A 13,465-nucleotide genomic window follows, 5' to 3' on the forward strand; every position below is an offset into this window, starting at 1 on the left:
GTGGCCGGACTCGCCGACAGCCTGCCGGAAGTGTTCGAACGGCTCGGCCGCGTGCAGGCACGGCGCATGTTCGGCGGCCATGGGCTGTTCCACGAAGGCCGCATGATCGGACTGGTCGTGCGCGAGACGCTCTACCTCAAGGTCGACGCCGAGAGCGCTCCCCACTTCGACGCACTGAACGCGCCGGCCTTCTCGTACGAGCGCCAGGGCAAGACGATGCAGATGTCGTACCGCGAGGCGCCCGCCGACCTCTTCGACGACCGCGACCTCGCGGCCCTGTGGGGTCGTCGCGCCTGGGAGGCGGCGATGCGCTCCGGACAGGCGCCCAAGCCCCGACGCACGACCGCGTCGGCAGCGGCCAGGAAGACCAGGAAAGCCCCATGAACACCGCCCCGCCACCGTTGCCGACCCGCGAAGAGATCGCCGCCTTCGACGTCTTCCCCGGCCTCACGCTGCAGGACATCGACGTGGTGGCCACCGCGATCCAGGCCGAGAAGGCGCTGGCCGAGCTGGGTGCGCTGAACGTGGTCGGCTTCGACACCGAATCGAAGCCGACCTTCCTCAAGAACGAAATCTCGACCGGGCCGCACACGGTGCAGTTCGCCTCGCTCGAGCGGGCCTGGGTCTTCCAGGTGCACGACCCGGTCTGCCGCGCGGCGGCTGCCCACCTGATCGCCTCGAGTGCACTCGTCAAGGTCGGCTTCGGCCTGGCCGGCGACCGCACGCAGATCCGCCGCACGCTGGGCGTCGAGCCGCAGGGCGTGGTCGACCTCGACACCGTCTTCAAGCGCCGCGGCTACCGCGATGCGGTCGGCGTGAAGTCGGCCATCGCGCTGCTGTTCGGCCAGCAGTTCGTCAAGTCGCGCAAGCAGTCGACCTCCAACTGGGCCACCCATCGGCTCTCCGAGGGGCAGGTGCGCTATGCCGCGAACGACGCCTACGCAGCCATGCGCGTGATGGACAGGCTCGGCCTGGACGCCGCCCGGCTCGTGCCGATGCCGCTGTCGAGCTGAAGGCGGGCAACGTCACACGGGCCGGCTAAGCTCACCGCTGCATGAAGTCCTCCGCCCCCCGAAAATCCGCCCGCCCCCAGGCGCTCGAATCGAATGCCGCGCCGGTTTCCGCCGTGCTCGCCCGCATCGACACCCTGTGGCCCTCGCTCGGCCCGGCCGGCCAGCGCATCGCGGATTTCATCGCCAAGCACCCGCAGGAAGTGGTTCACATGTCGGTGAGCGAGGTGGCCGAGCGCACCAAGTCCAGCGAAGGCAGCGTGGTCGGCCTCTGCAAGAACCTCGGTGCCACCGGCTTTCAGCAGATCAAGATCGCGCTGGCACAGGAGCTGGTGCAGCCGGTGCAGTTCATCCACGAAGATCTGGTGAAGAAGGACACGGTGGAGGCCACCGTGCGCAAGATCTTCCAAAGCAATGTGCAGACGCTGCGCGACACCCAGGCCGCGCTCGACGTGTCGGCCATGGCGAAGGCGGTGCAGCTGATCAAGAAAGCCCGGCGCATCGAGATCTACGGCATCGGCAGCGCAGCCACCATCGCCGAGGATGCGCACTACCGCATGCTGCGCATCGGGATCGACGCCAAGGTGGTGGTCGACTCGCACATCCAGGCGATCAGCGCATCGCTCACCGGGCCCGACGTGGCGACCCTCACGATCTCGCACTCGGGCAGCTCCCACGAGACCGTGCTGGCCACGCGGTTGGCCAAGGAGGCCGGCGCCTCCACCATCTGCATCACCAACTTCGGCAAGTCGCCGATCCAGGCCTTCGCCGACGTGCTGCTGTTCACCATGGCGCGCGAGACCAGCTTCCGCACCGAGGCCATGACCAGCCGGCTGGCGCAGCTGGCGATCATCGATGCGCTGATCGCCTGCCTGGCGCTGGCCGACTACGAGAAGTCGGTGCGCACGCTGCGCAAGACCTTCGACGTGCTGTCGACCAAGCGCTACTGAGGGGCGGGCGCCCGGCGCCGCCGACCCTGGCCGGGCCGCTCACTACAATCGCGCCCCTTTGCTGTTTCCCGGAACCCCGCACCCATGGACATCGTCGTCAACGAAGAACTCAAGGCCTATATCGACCCGCTGACGCCGCAAGAGTACGAATCGCTGGAGCGCAGCCTGCTGGCCGAGGGGTGCCGCGACGCGCTGGTGCTGTGGGGCGACGTGCTGGTCGACGGCCACAACCGCTACGGCATCTGCCAGAAGCACGGCCTGCCGTTCCAGACGGTGCAGAACCCGCGCTTTCGCACCATCGAGGATGTGCACCTCTGGATGATCGACCAGCACCTGGGCCGGCGCAGCGTGTCGGATTTCCAGCGCGGCGTGCTGGCATTGCGCAAGCGCGAGATCGTGGCCGGGCGGCGGGCACGTGCCGCCGCGCCGGCCGACTCGAACACCGTTGCCGATGAGGGCCCGCCCTTCGACGTCGACGAAGCCCCGCCGGCACCGATGAACAGCCGCGAGGCGATCGCCAAGGCCGCGCGCCTGAGCAGCAGCCAGGTCGTGATGATCGAGAAGATCCAGAAGCAGGCCGCGCCGGAGCTGGTCGAGGCCGTGAAGGCCGGCACCATCTCGCTCAACGCAGCCGCCGCCGTCGCCAGCCTGCCGGCCGAGGAGCAGGCGGCCGCAGCGATCGCCGGCAAGGACGAACTCAAGCAGGCCGCCAAGCGGGTACGTGATGCCAAGCGCCGACCGCGCGAGGAAGCCTCCACGCCCGAATCCGCCGCGGATGAGACAGAGACCGGTGACGAGCTGCAACTGCTGCGTGCCCGCGTGGCCGCACTGACGGCCGAGAACGCGGATTTGCGCGCGCAACTCGCCGCACTGCACGCCGGCGGCTGAACGGCGCCCCGCGGCGGCTACAGCGCCGGCGCCGCAGCGGCGGCCCCAGGCGCGCTGACGGCACCACGCAGCAAGGCGGCCAGGCTGGGAGATCCGGCGGCGCCGCCCACGAGCAGGCAGTCCATCCCCAGCTGCAAGGCGCCACGCGCATCGGTGTCGGGGTTGTCGCCGATCACCAGCGTGCTCGCGGGCGATGCGCCGAGCCGGCGCAGCCCTTCCTCCAGCAACAGCGGGCCGGGCTTGCCGACCACGCGCAGCGGCTGAACGCCGCTCACCGTGATCACGGCGGCCAGCAGCGCACCGGTTTCGGGCACCAGGCTGCCGCCCGGCCCCGGGTGGCTGGCGTCGGCGTTGGTTGCCACCAGCAGGGCACCGCGACGCAACTGGTTGGCGATGAGGCCGAGCCGAGCGCGGTTGAAGTGCGGGTCCAGCGCCAGCAGCACGACGTCGGCATCGGCCTTCACCAACTGGCAGCCGCGGGCCATCGCATGGCGTTGCAGGGCGGCGCTGCCGGCCAGCAGGACGCGCGCCTGCGGGTGCTCGCGCCGCAGGTAGGCCACGCTCTGCTCACCCGCCAGCACGATGCACGACGGCGCCACCTGGAGCCCAAGCCGTGCGAGCCGGCGTGCCATGCCTTCGGCGGTGTGGGTGGAGTTGTTGGAGACGATCATGCAGCGGCCACGGAAGCGTTCGAGCAGTTCCGACGCGCCATCGAGCACCTCGTCCTCGCGGATCAGGGTGCCGTCGAGATCGACGATCAGGTGGCGTGCCTGCCACAGCCTTTCGGCCGCGCTGCGTGCGATGAAGTGGTCGGCCGCGGTGCGGTCGACGACCGCGCTGTCTTTGTTCATGAGCAAGTGGATTCGATGCGCGCCGACCCTCCGGCGCTGGCTCGCATTCTATTGAGTTTCGCTCAATTTTTATCGATAAATACTTGAGCTGAATTCATTCCTCTGTCATATCCGCTGCCTAACCTTGCCCAGGTCGAGCCGCTGCACACGCCAGCGACACCCCCTCACCCCCGCAAGGACCCCGGACATGAAACACCTCCTCACCTCGGCCGCCGCGGCGCTCGCGCTGACCGTCGCCCCCCTCTCTCCCGCATTCGCGCAAAGCGTGGCCGACGGCTCGAAGGAGCGCCCGCTGCGCGTGTTGCTGATTCCGGCCGACGGCGGCACCGAGTCGGGCACCAAGGCCGACTACCTGCCGGTGTTCAACGCGATCTCGCGCACGACCGGTCTGCAGTTCGACCTGAAGGTCGGCCAGTCGTACGGTGCGGTGGTCGAAGGCATGTGCAACCAGCTCGCCGACATCGCCTTCTTCGGCCCGGTGTCCTATGTGCAGGCGCATCAGCGCGGCTGCGCGCAGCTGCTGGCCGTGGGCGTCGAGAAGGGGGCGTCGATCTACTACGCGGGCATGTTCGCCAAGGCCGACGCGCCGATCGCCGGCGTGCAGGACGTCAAGGGCAAGCGCGTCGCCTTCGGTGACGTCAACTCGGCCTCGAGCTTCACCTTCCAGATCTCCATGCTGCTCGATGCGGGCATCGATCCGGTACGCGATCTTGCAGCGATCCGAATGACCGGCAGCCATGCCAACAGCCTGGCCGCCCTGGTGCAGGGGCAGGTCGACGTCGCGTCGCTGTCCTTCGACTCCTACGAGAAGGCCGTCAAGCAAGGCGCGGTCGATCCCAAAACGATCAAGGTGATCGCCCGCAGCCCGGCCATCCCTTATCCGCCTCTGGCGCTCAATTCCAAGTTGCCCGAAGCCCTGAAGACGCAATTGAAGTCGGCCTTCAGCACGGTGAACAAGGCGCCCGGCATCACACCCGACATGATCCGCGGCTACGGCGGCGCCAAGATCGACGGCTACGACACGCAGTTCTCCGAGGCCGAGTTCAACGTCGCCGCGCAGAAGCTCGCGCTGCTCACCGACGAGCTCAAGGGCCGGATCCTCAAGAAGGCGGCCGAGCGTTGAACGCCGGTATCGCATCCGCCTCGGCACCGCTTCCGATGTTGCGCTTCGATTCGGTCGACATGCGGTACGCCGATGGCACGTCGGCGTTGAAGACCGTGTCGCTGCACATCCCGCGCGGCCAGTTCTGCGTCGTGCTAGGCAGCTCCGGCGCCGGCAAGTCGACCTTGCTGCGCATGGCCAACGGGCTGGTCAGGCCGACAGCGGGCACGGTGCATGTCGATGGCGTCCAGGTGACGGCAGCGTCGCTTGCCGACATCCGGCCGCGCATCGGCATGATCCATCAGCAATTCAACCTGGTGCTGCGCGCCAGCGTGGCGACCAACGTGCTGAGCGGTGCGCTGCCGGCCCTGCCGCTGTGGCGTGCCATGGCCGGGTTGTTCCCGGAGGCGATGCGCGAACGCGCCTGCGAGCTGCTCGCGTCGGTCGGGCTCCAGCCCGCCCACCTGAACCGCCGCGCCAGCGAACTCTCCGGCGGCCAGCAACAGCGCGTGGGCATCGCCCGTGCCTTCATGCTGGCGCCTCCCCTCGTACTGGCCGACGAGCCGGTTGCCAGTCTGGACCCCCAGGCCAGCGGCGAAGTGCTCGAACTGCTCAAGCGCCAAGCCGCCGAACGCGGCACAACGGTGCTGTGCAGCCTGCACCAGGTCGACCTCGCGCGCAGCTTCGCCGACCGCATCGTCGCGCTGCGCGATGGCGTGCTGGTCTTTGATGGCGCCCCGCAGGATTTCGATGCGGCCGCCGCACAGGCACTGTATGGCGCGGAGCGGCTCTCTGCCGCGTCGACCACGGCACCGGTCGAGCCCAGGCCGACGCACTCGCTGGTGTGGGAGGCCGCGTGATGAACCGTGCTTGCGCTTCGTCCAGCCCGTCGACACCCTCGCAGGCGTGGGCAATCCGTCCCCCCTTTGGCGCTCGCACCGTCATGGGCGTGCTGCTCGCGCTTGCCCTGTGCTTCGTGACCGGTCAACGCGTCGAGATGGGTCGCATGGCCGTGCTCACGGGCGAAGGCCTGCTGGCCGCCGTCGGACTGCGCGACACCTCGCAGGTGTCGGCTGGCCTGGCAGGGGTGGCCAGGTCGCTGTTCCCGATCCAGATCTCCGAGCGCACCGAGGTCGCGCGCATCGAGAACTTCGACCGCGCCAGATTGCCGCTGTTTGCGCACATCGAGACCGAGACGGTGCACGACCCGCGCCTCAATCCGCAGACGCTGCAGATGGAAGACAGCGTCGAGCAGCGCGAGGTTTTGGTCGAGCCGATCGGGTACCTGACGCACGTGCTCGCCAAGATGGTCGAGACGCTGGAGATCGCTTTCTGGGCCACGCTGCTTGCGGTCGCGATGAGCCTGCCGCTCGCCTGGTTCAGTGCGCGCAACTACAGCCCCAACGTCGTCGCCTACGGCGTGGCGCGCGGAATGGTGAGCCTGTGCCGCGCGGTGCCCGAACTGGTGAGTGCACTGCTGCTGGTGCTGGCCTACGGCTTCGGCCCGATCGCTGGCGTGCTGGCCCTGGCGCTGCATGCCGCGGGCTTTCTCGGCAAGTTCTACGCGGAAGACATCGAGACCGCTGATGACAAGCCGCAGGAGGCACTGCGCGCCATCGGCGCCGGCAAGCTGAAGGTGATGCGCTTCGCGGTGCTGCCGCAGGTGATGCCCCAGTTCATCGCCTACACGCTCTACGTGCTCGACCGCAACGTGCGCATGGCCACGGTGGTCGGCCTGGTCGGTGCCGGGGGCATCGGCCAGGAGCTCAAGGGGCGCTACGACATGTACAACTATTCGCACGTCGGAACGATCCTGGTCGCGATCTTCCTGACCGTCTTCGTGCTCGACCAGATCGCCGCGCGCCTGCGCCGCCGCTTTGCCTGAGGTCCTCCGCGGACCTGTCTTCCTCTCCCACCGACTCCTTCTTCTTCTTTCCTCCCGAGGACTCCACCATGAAAGCTGCTTCATTTCTCCTGCGCGGCCTGTGCGCCGCGGCCCTGTTGTCCAGCCTTGCCGCCTGCGGCGGCGGAGGCAACGGCGGCACGCCCACACCGCCGCCCACCGGTGGGAGCCCCGAAGCACCGCCGACGGCCCCGGACCCGCAACTCAAGTGCGCGCCCTGAGGCGCGGCACCGCATCCAACGGCCTTTTCTCCCGACCCTCTCCATCCCACACGCTGAACCATGAACCACCTTCCAAGACGCAACTTCCTGCGCAAGTCCGCTGGCGCGATCGGCGCCGCCTCCGCCCTCACGATGCTGCCGCCGTCCATCCGCAAGGCGCTGGCGGTCGAGGCCGCCGTCGACACCGGCACCCTCCAGGATGTCAAGCACGTCGTCATCCTGATGCAGGAGAACCGCAGCTTCGACCACTACTTCGGCACGCTCAAGGGCGTGCGCGGCTTCGGCGACCGCTTCCCGATCCCGCTCGCGAGCGGGAAATCGGTCTGGTACGAAAGCGACGGCACGCGCGAGATCACGCCGTTCCACCTCGACATGACGCAGATGAACGCGATCAAGTCCGACACGACCTCGCACACCTTCCCCGACATGCAGGCCGCGTGGAGCCAGGGTCAGTACGGCTACTGGCCGAAGTTCAAGATCGACCTCGTCACCGGCAAGAACACCGGCCACTCGATGGGCTACTTCAAGCGCCAGGAGATTCCGTTCCAGTTCGCCCTGGCCGAGGCGTTCACGCTGTGCGATCAATACCACTGCTCGGTCCTCTCCGGCACCGACCCGAACCGGGTCGCGTTCTGGTCCGGTTCCGCGTTCGATCCGACCGTGCGCGCCCAAGGCCTCAACAACACCGATGCCACCTCCGAGCCCAACAACGTGCGCTGCTGGGTCGTCAAGAACTGGAAGCCGGGCAACTGGCCGGTGCCGGGGTACACGTACCTGAGCAACGCCCTGACTTGGCCGACGATCCCGGACGTGCTGCAGAAGGCCGGCGTGAGCTGGCGCATCTACCAGGACCCGAACAACAACTGGACCGGCGCGATGAACGGCTGCCTCGCGTTCGAGAGCTTCCGGACCGCACCGCCCGGCTCGCCGATCTATGCCAACGGCATGAGCGCATGGTCGCTCACCGACCTGGCGAACGACGTGAAGAACAACACGCTGCCGGCGGTCAGCTGGGTGCTGCCGTCGCAGGCGCAATCCGAGCACGCATCGGGGTCGAGCCCGGCCAGCGGTGCCGACTTCACGCAGCAGGTGCTCGAAGCCCTGGTCGCGAATCCGGAGGTCTGGAGCAAGACGGTGCTGTTCGTCACCTTCGACGAGAACGACGGCTTCTTCGACCACGTGCCACCGCCAGCCGTGCCCTCGTACAACCTCGACGGCAGCCTCGCCGGCAAGTCGACGCTGGACGTGAACGGCATGTACTTCGACACCCAGAACAACGTTTACGTCGACGAGTTCCTCAGCGCCTACATAGGCAAGCCGACGACCTCGAAATACCTGGACGACCGCGACACCATCACCGGCAAGCTGCGCCCGTTCGGCATGGGCCCGCGCGTACCGATGTACGTGATCTCGCCATGGAGCAAGGGCGGCTGGGTCAATTCGCAGGTGTCCGACCACGCATCGGTCGGGATGTTCCTCGAGAAGCGCTTCGGCATCACGGTGCCGGCGATCAGCCCGTGGCACCGGGCCGTCAGCGGCGACCTGACCAGTGCGTTCGACTTCGTCTCGCCGAACGACCCGGCCGTGCCGACGCTGCCCGCCACGCGCCAGTACCAGACGATCGAGACCCAGCAGCTCGCGCTGCCGGCCGCAGTGGCCCCGGCGGTTCTGCCGACGTTCGCACAGGAAGTCGGCACGCGACCATCGCGGGCCCTTCCGTACGAATTGCACACCAGCGCGCGCGTCGAGCCGCGCGGCCTCCTGCAGCTGGTGTTCGCCAACACCGGCATGCAGGGCGCCGTGTTCCATGTCTACGACAAGCTGCACCTGGAGCGCATCCCGCGCCGCTACACGGTGGAAGCGGGCAAGACGCTCAACGACTTCTGGGACACCGCCGCGACCGACAGCGGCAAGTACGACCTGTGGGTCTACAGCACCAACGGCTACGTGCGCAGCTTCTCGGGTGACGCACTGGCCCACGGCACCGCTGCGTTCAAGCCCGAGGTGCAGGTCTGCTACGAGCCGGTGGGCGGCCAGATTTACGTCAAGCTGCACAACACCGGCAGCGCCGGCGGTCGCGTGACGGTGACACCCAATGCCTACCGCACCGACGGCCCGTGGCCGCTCGAGGTCGCGGCCGGCGCCACCGGCACGCTGCACTGGAAACTGGACGACAGCGGCCAGTGGTACGACTTCACCGTCACCGGCGAGAAGTTCGAACGCCGCTTCGCCGGCCGCGTGGAAACCGGTCGCCACAGCGTGAGCGATCCGGCCATGGCGCTGGGCCTCGCCAGCTGATCGGCCCGCGGCACTCAGGGGCACAGCAACGGGGCAGTGGGCCAGACTGCAGGCTCGCCGCCCTTTCCTTTGGCGAAGTGGCGATCGGCGGACGGCAGATCACCGGCTCGGTGGCCGCAGGGCGGACAGCCCCTCAGAACAGGCTGCCCTGCCCCGCCACGCCCGGTGGCCGGAAGGCGCCGAGGTCCAGCGCGATGCGCTGCCGGTTGAAGCCGATGCGGTTCGTCGCCTTCTCGAAGCGCTGACGGATCAGGTCGGCCCACAGGCCGCTGCCCTTCATGCGGGTGGCGAAGTCGGCGTCGTAGTCCTTGCCGCCGCGCATCTCACGGATGCGCGCCATGATGCGGCCGGCCCGCTGCGGGTAGTGCAGTTCGAGCCATTCCTTGAAGAGCGGCGCGACCTCCCACGGCAGCCGCACCACCGTGTAGAAGGCGCAGCGCGCGCCGGCGTCCCAGGCGGCTTCGAGGACCTGCTCCATGTCTTCGGTCACGAAAGGGATTTGCGGTGCGACGCTGACGCCCACCGGCACACCGGCTTCGGCCAACATACGGATCGTGCGCAGGCGCCGGTGCGGCGCGGCGGCGCGCGGCTCCAGCTTGCGCGCCAGCTCACCGTCGAGCGTGGTGACCGTGACATAGACCGCGGCCAGCCGGTCCGCCGCCATCGGGGCGAGCAGATCCAGGTCCTGCTCGACCGCGCTCGACTTGGTCACGATGCCGAAGGGGTGGCACGCCTCGCGCAGCACCTCGAGCACCGAGCGGGTCAGCCGCAGCTCGCGCTCGATCGGCTGGTAGCAGTCGGTGGCGGTGCCGATGGCGAGGTGGCTGGGCCGGTAGCTCTTGCGGGCCAGTTCAGCGCGCAGCACCTCGGCGATGTTGCGCTTGGCGATCAGCTTGGTTTCGAAGTCGAGGCCGGGCGACAGGTTGAGGTAGCTGTGCGTCGGCCGCGCGAAGCAGTAAATGCAGCCGTGTTCACAGCCACGGTAGGGGTTGAGCGAACGGTCGAAGGGAATGTCGGGCGAATCGTTCTCGCTCAGGACCGACTTGACGTCTTCGAAGCGGACTTCCGTCTGCAGCGGGGGCAGGCCCTCGGCCGCCTCGTCCTGCAGCGTGTTCCAACCGTCGTCGAAGTCGTCGCGCACGTCGCGCTCGAAGCGATGCGCCAGCCGGCTGGCGGCACCGCGGCCCTTGAGAGCCTGGAGGGGGATGAGGTGATCGGCCATGAGATACTGTACTTAAATACAGTATCTCGCATCGTCTCCTTCATGAGAAGAGGGTTTCGACGGCGACAGGTCAGCGCGCGGCAGCGTCTCGTCCGCCGTGGGCAGCCTGCCGGTGGGCGCCAAGGAAGGCGCCGAAGGCGCTGGTCCAAAAGCCCGGTGCCGGGTCCTTGTCGGGCCGCTGGCGCTGGATCGGCTGGGGCGGCTGCGCTTCGGCGCGGGGCGGGGGGGCGTACACCGGCCCTCCGCAGCGCGCCTCGCATTCCTGCATCTCCCGCGCCAGACGCATCATCTTGGCGGACGCGCCCGGCTCCCGGCGCCGCAGGGCCACCAGGCCTTCCAGGTAGTCCTTCGTCAGGCTTTCCCACTGGGAAAAGGCAGACCCCATGGGAATGGTGTCGTGTTGCATGTGATCCTCTCGTCCAGAGTCGTGTCCATCGGTTGGGCACCGCGCTCGATGCCTACAAAAGACTTATCGGCAGGGCGCGCGAAGTCTTGAGGCTCTGCGACAAAATTTCAGGAGGGATCGGGTGTCGTCGGGCTGCGCGAGTCGGGCGGCACACCGCGGGCAACGCTCACAAAGCGCTTGAACCGTCGGACTCGATCAGTTCTTCGGGCGCCAGGCGCTGAGGAACTCGGCGGTCTTGTCCCGCGGCTGCCAGGTCACGACGACGGTTTCGATGTTGGTGCCCTTGGAGGCCGATGCGCTCTTGCCCGTATCGAGCCCGGCGCGCGCGGCGTCGTCGCACGCCGTCAAACACAGCACCAGCACCGTCAGGCCCGCGGCCACAGTCCAGGAGTTCTTCACACCACATCTCCGGTTCAGCGGGCAGCCACCCAGGCTGCCGACACTACCGGCGATGATAGGATGAAATGTTAACCTTTAGTACTCTTTTGTGTAAAAAATGTTACACGCAAGTATTCATTTTTGGGGTGCAACCGGGGAACCCCTCGACTAGAACTCGGCGTCCAGTTCGTCGATCTCGTCGGGTTCCTGCCTCGCCGCAGCCACCCATTCCTGCATCGCCGGCAACTCCATGACGCGCTTGCAGTAGGCGGCGCACTCGCGGTCCAGCGCCACGTCGTAGCTCAGGAAACGGGTGACGACCGGTGCGTACATGGCGTCGGCGATGCAGGGCTGCTTGCCGAACAGGAATGGCCCGCCGTAGCTCTTGAGGCACTCGTGCCAGATCGCGGTCACGCGGTCGATGTCGGTCTGCGCCCGCGACCAGATCTTGAAGCCCGGGAAGTGGCCCTTGATGTTCATCGGCAGCGAGCCGCGCATGGCGCTGAAGCCCGAATGCATCTCGCCACTGATGGCCCGGCAATGGGCGCGCGCCTTGATGTCGGCCGGCAGCAGGCCCGCCTTGGGCTTGATCTCGTTGAGGTATTCGCCAATGGCCAGCGTGTCCCAGACATGGACGGTGCCGTGCTGCAGCGACGGCACCAGCATCGACGACGAGAGCAGCAGCATCTCGGCCTTCATGGCCGGGTCGTCCGGGGAAATCACCTTCTCGCTGAAGTCGAGCCCTGCCAGCTTGCACATGAGCCAGCCGCGCAGCGCCCAGGCGCCGTAGTTCTTGCTGCTGATGGTGAGAACGGGTTTGGCCATGGCGTTGCTCCTGATTGCCCTGTTGTCGGCTGACCGGTGCAAGGCCTGTGCCACAGCCCATCCGGCCTCGGCATGCTGGCCCGCAAATTGCCTTCACGCAGCCTCATGCTGTACCGGGCCTACCAAAACCAGAGCGATCTGATGTCGCCGCTGCGGCTCGCAGCGCAGTTCATGGGCCAGGCCATGTGGGTCGGCGCCGGCCCCGACAGCGCGAGCCGCAAGATGGCGGCGGCCTTCGAGGTCTTCTCGCGCCTGCGGCTCACCCACACCCGGCCGGCCTACGGCATCGACGAGGTGCTGGTCGACGGCGAACCGGTGGCGGTGCACGAGGAGGTGACGCTGGTCGCGCCCTTCGGCACCCTGCTCCATTTCCGCAAGGACACCAAGGCGGTGCATCCGCCCGTGCTCCTGGCGGCACCGTTGTCGGGCCATTTCGCCACGCTGCTGCGCGAAACGGTGCGCACGCTGCTGCGCGACCACGATGTCTACCTGACCGACTGGCACAACGCCCGCGACGTGCCGCTGCGCCATGGCGGCTTCAGCCTGGACGACTACACGGCCCAGCTGATCGCCTTCCTCGAAGCCATCGGTCCCGGCGCCCACCTGGTCGCGGTCTGCCAGCCTTGCGTGGCCGCCCTGGCCGCCACCGCGCTCATGGCGGAGGACGACAACCCCGCCGCCCCGAAGAGCCTGACGCTGATGGCCGGGCCGGTCGACTGCCGGGTCAACCCCAGCGGCGTGAACACCCTCGCCACCAGCAAGCCGATCGAGTGGTTCCGCAAGAACCTCATCAGCCATGTGCCCTTCCCGCATGCCGGGATGATGCGGCGGGTGTACCCCGGCTTCCTGCAGCTCACGGCCTTCATGAGCATGAATCCGGAGCGGCACAAGGAACAGTTCAAGAAGCTGTACGAGCACATCGTCAACGGCGAAACCGACAAGGCCGACACGATCCGGAATTTCTACGACGAGTACCTGGCCGTGAACGACCTGCCGGCCGAGTTCTACCTGGAGACCGTCGAGCGGGTCTTCCAGACCTACGACCTGCCGCGCGGCGAACTCACGGTGCACGGCCGCAAGGTGAACCCGGCCGCCATCCGCAAGACCGCGCTGATGACGGTCGAGGGCGAGCGCGACGACATCTGCTCGGTGGGCCAGACGGTCGCGGCGCAGGACCTCTGCACCAGCATCCGCCCCTACCTCAAGACCCACCACCTGCAGGCCGGCGTGGGCCACTACGGCGTGTTCAGCGGCAGCAAGTGGAACGCACAGATCTACCCGCGGGTGCGCGAGGCGATCCACGCCGCGGCCGAGTTGGCCTGACCGCGCGCCGGCACGCCCGATTCAAGCCCGACATAGCTCCTGTCCGACAGCACGAAGGGCGCTCGGCGGCCCGCAATGTCAGAGGCGT

15 protein-coding genes are annotated in these 13,465 nt (G+C 67.8%); 10 read left to right on the forward strand and 5 right to left on the reverse strand.

Features of this window, described 5'->3' with window-relative positions:
- From QTH86_RS23635 to QTH86_RS23650, 4 genes are all read left to right on the forward strand, one after another.
- A complete protein-coding gene (locus QTH86_RS23635; RefSeq protein WP_286648612.1) occupies positions 1 to 384 on the forward strand; it encodes a TfoX/Sxy family protein in 384 nt (127 codons plus the stop codon).
- The gene (locus QTH86_RS23640; RefSeq protein WP_286648613.1) at positions 381 to 1,013 is read left to right on the forward strand and encodes a 3'-5' exonuclease; all 633 of its coding nucleotides are present in this window, start codon (positions 381 to 383) and stop codon (positions 1,011 to 1,013) included. Before QTH86_RS23635 ends, QTH86_RS23640 begins: the two co-directional genes overlap by 4 nt.
- Before the next feature lie 113 nt (positions 1,014 to 1,126).
- Positions 1,127 to 1,960: a MurR/RpiR family transcriptional regulator gene (locus QTH86_RS23645; protein ID WP_353506007.1), complete on the forward strand. Its 834-nt coding sequence runs from the start codon at positions 1,127 to 1,129 to the stop codon at positions 1,958 to 1,960.
- An 84-nt stretch (positions 1,961 to 2,044) separates the two neighbouring features.
- Positions 2,045 to 2,848: a ParB N-terminal domain-containing protein gene (locus QTH86_RS23650; protein WP_286648615.1), complete on the forward strand. Its 804-nt coding sequence runs from the start codon at positions 2,045 to 2,047 to the stop codon at positions 2,846 to 2,848.
- 17 nt (positions 2,849 to 2,865) lie between these two features.
- Here the strand turns inward: QTH86_RS23650 and QTH86_RS23655 are convergent, their stop codons facing one another.
- Complete coding sequence (locus QTH86_RS23655) at positions 2,866 to 3,699, reverse strand: HAD-IIA family hydrolase (RefSeq protein WP_286648616.1); 834 nt, start codon at positions 3,697 to 3,699, stop codon at positions 2,866 to 2,868.
- Positions 3,700 to 3,886: 187 nt separating this feature from the next.
- Between QTH86_RS23655 and QTH86_RS23660 the strand changes: the two genes are divergently transcribed.
- The 5 genes from QTH86_RS23660 to QTH86_RS23680 all read left to right on the forward strand — a co-directional run bounded on the left by QTH86_RS23660 (position 3,887) and on the right by QTH86_RS23680 (position 9,223).
- Positions 3,887 to 4,822, forward strand: coding sequence for a phosphate/phosphite/phosphonate ABC transporter substrate-binding protein (locus QTH86_RS23660; protein WP_286648617.1), 936 nt, complete (start codon positions 3,887 to 3,889; stop codon positions 4,820 to 4,822).
- Between the two features lie 35 nt (positions 4,823 to 4,857).
- The gene (gene phnC, locus QTH86_RS23665) at positions 4,858 to 5,661 is read left to right on the forward strand and encodes a phosphonate ABC transporter ATP-binding protein (protein WP_286648618.1); all 804 of its coding nucleotides are present in this window, start codon (positions 4,858 to 4,860) and stop codon (positions 5,659 to 5,661) included.
- Between the two features lie 83 nt (positions 5,662 to 5,744).
- Positions 5,745 to 6,686: a phosphonate ABC transporter, permease protein PhnE gene (gene phnE, locus QTH86_RS23670; RefSeq protein ID WP_286648619.1), complete on the forward strand. Its 942-nt coding sequence runs from the start codon at positions 5,745 to 5,747 to the stop codon at positions 6,684 to 6,686.
- Positions 6,687 to 6,754: 68 nt separating this feature from the next.
- Positions 6,755 to 6,925: a hypothetical protein gene (locus QTH86_RS23675; RefSeq protein ID WP_286648620.1), complete on the forward strand. Its 171-nt coding sequence runs from the start codon at positions 6,755 to 6,757 to the stop codon at positions 6,923 to 6,925.
- A 60-nt stretch (positions 6,926 to 6,985) separates the two neighbouring features.
- Positions 6,986 to 9,223 carry a phosphocholine-specific phospholipase C gene (locus QTH86_RS23680; RefSeq protein ID WP_286648621.1) on the forward strand — a complete coding sequence of 746 codons (2,238 nt, stop codon included), beginning with the start codon at positions 6,986 to 6,988 and terminating at the stop codon, positions 9,221 to 9,223.
- A 133-nt stretch (positions 9,224 to 9,356) separates the two neighbouring features.
- Here the strand turns inward: QTH86_RS23680 and QTH86_RS23685 are convergent, their stop codons facing one another.
- From QTH86_RS23685 to QTH86_RS23700, 4 genes are all read right to left on the reverse strand, one after another.
- A complete protein-coding gene (locus QTH86_RS23685; protein WP_286648622.1) occupies positions 9,357 to 10,445 on the reverse strand; it encodes a PA0069 family radical SAM protein in 1,089 nt (362 codons plus the stop codon).
- Positions 10,446 to 10,515: 70 nt separating this feature from the next.
- Positions 10,516 to 10,851, reverse strand: coding sequence for a hypothetical protein (locus tag QTH86_RS23690; protein ID WP_286648623.1), 336 nt, complete (start codon positions 10,849 to 10,851; stop codon positions 10,516 to 10,518).
- Between the two features lie 195 nt (positions 10,852 to 11,046).
- Positions 11,047 to 11,250 carry a hypothetical protein gene (locus QTH86_RS23695; RefSeq protein ID WP_286648624.1) on the reverse strand — a complete coding sequence of 68 codons (204 nt, stop codon included), beginning with the start codon at positions 11,248 to 11,250 and terminating at the stop codon, positions 11,047 to 11,049.
- A 147-nt stretch (positions 11,251 to 11,397) separates the two neighbouring features.
- On the reverse strand, positions 11,398 to 12,054 hold the full coding sequence (locus QTH86_RS23700; RefSeq protein WP_286648625.1) for a glutathione S-transferase: 657 nt from the start codon (positions 12,052 to 12,054) through the stop codon (positions 11,398 to 11,400).
- A 105-nt stretch (positions 12,055 to 12,159) separates the two neighbouring features.
- Between QTH86_RS23700 and QTH86_RS23705 the strand changes: the two genes are divergently transcribed.
- A complete protein-coding gene (locus QTH86_RS23705; protein WP_286649114.1) occupies positions 12,160 to 13,377 on the forward strand; it encodes a polyhydroxyalkanoate depolymerase in 1,218 nt (405 codons plus the stop codon).
- Positions 13,378 to 13,465 lie beyond the last annotated feature (88 nt).

Origin of the sequence: Variovorax sp. J2L1-78 (assembly GCF_030317205.1) — a bacterium.
GTDB classification, from domain to species: domain Bacteria; phylum Pseudomonadota; class Gammaproteobacteria; order Burkholderiales; family Burkholderiaceae_C; genus Variovorax; species Variovorax arabinosiphilus.

Coding starts and splice junctions, on each gene's coding strand:
- QTH86_RS23640 (WP_286648613.1), top strand. CDS start 381: ATGAACACCGCCCCGCCACCGTTGCCGACCCGCGAAGAGATCGCCGCC.
- QTH86_RS23650 (WP_286648615.1), top strand. CDS start 2,045: ATGGACATCGTCGTCAACGAAGAACTCAAGGCCTATATCGACCCGCTG.
- QTH86_RS23655 (WP_286648616.1), bottom strand. CDS start 3,699: ATGAACAAAGACAGCGCGGTCGTCGACCGCACCGCGGCCGACCACTTC.
- QTH86_RS23660 (WP_286648617.1), top strand. CDS start 3,887: ATGAAACACCTCCTCACCTCGGCCGCCGCGGCGCTCGCGCTGACCGTC.
- phnC (WP_286648618.1), top strand. CDS start 4,858: ATGTTGCGCTTCGATTCGGTCGACATGCGGTACGCCGATGGCACGTCG.
- phnE (WP_286648619.1), top strand. CDS start 5,745: ATGGGCGTGCTGCTCGCGCTTGCCCTGTGCTTCGTGACCGGTCAACGC.
- QTH86_RS23675 (WP_286648620.1), top strand. CDS start 6,755: ATGAAAGCTGCTTCATTTCTCCTGCGCGGCCTGTGCGCCGCGGCCCTG.
- QTH86_RS23680 (WP_286648621.1), top strand. CDS start 6,986: ATGAACCACCTTCCAAGACGCAACTTCCTGCGCAAGTCCGCTGGCGCG.
- QTH86_RS23685 (WP_286648622.1), bottom strand. CDS start 10,445: ATGGCCGATCACCTCATCCCCCTCCAGGCTCTCAAGGGCCGCGGTGCC.
- QTH86_RS23690 (WP_286648623.1), bottom strand. CDS start 10,851: ATGCAACACGACACCATTCCCATGGGGTCTGCCTTTTCCCAGTGGGAA.
- QTH86_RS23700 (WP_286648625.1), bottom strand. CDS start 12,054: ATGGCCAAACCCGTTCTCACCATCAGCAGCAAGAACTACGGCGCCTGG.
- QTH86_RS23705 (WP_286649114.1), top strand. CDS start 12,160: ATGCTGTACCGGGCCTACCAAAACCAGAGCGATCTGATGTCGCCGCTG.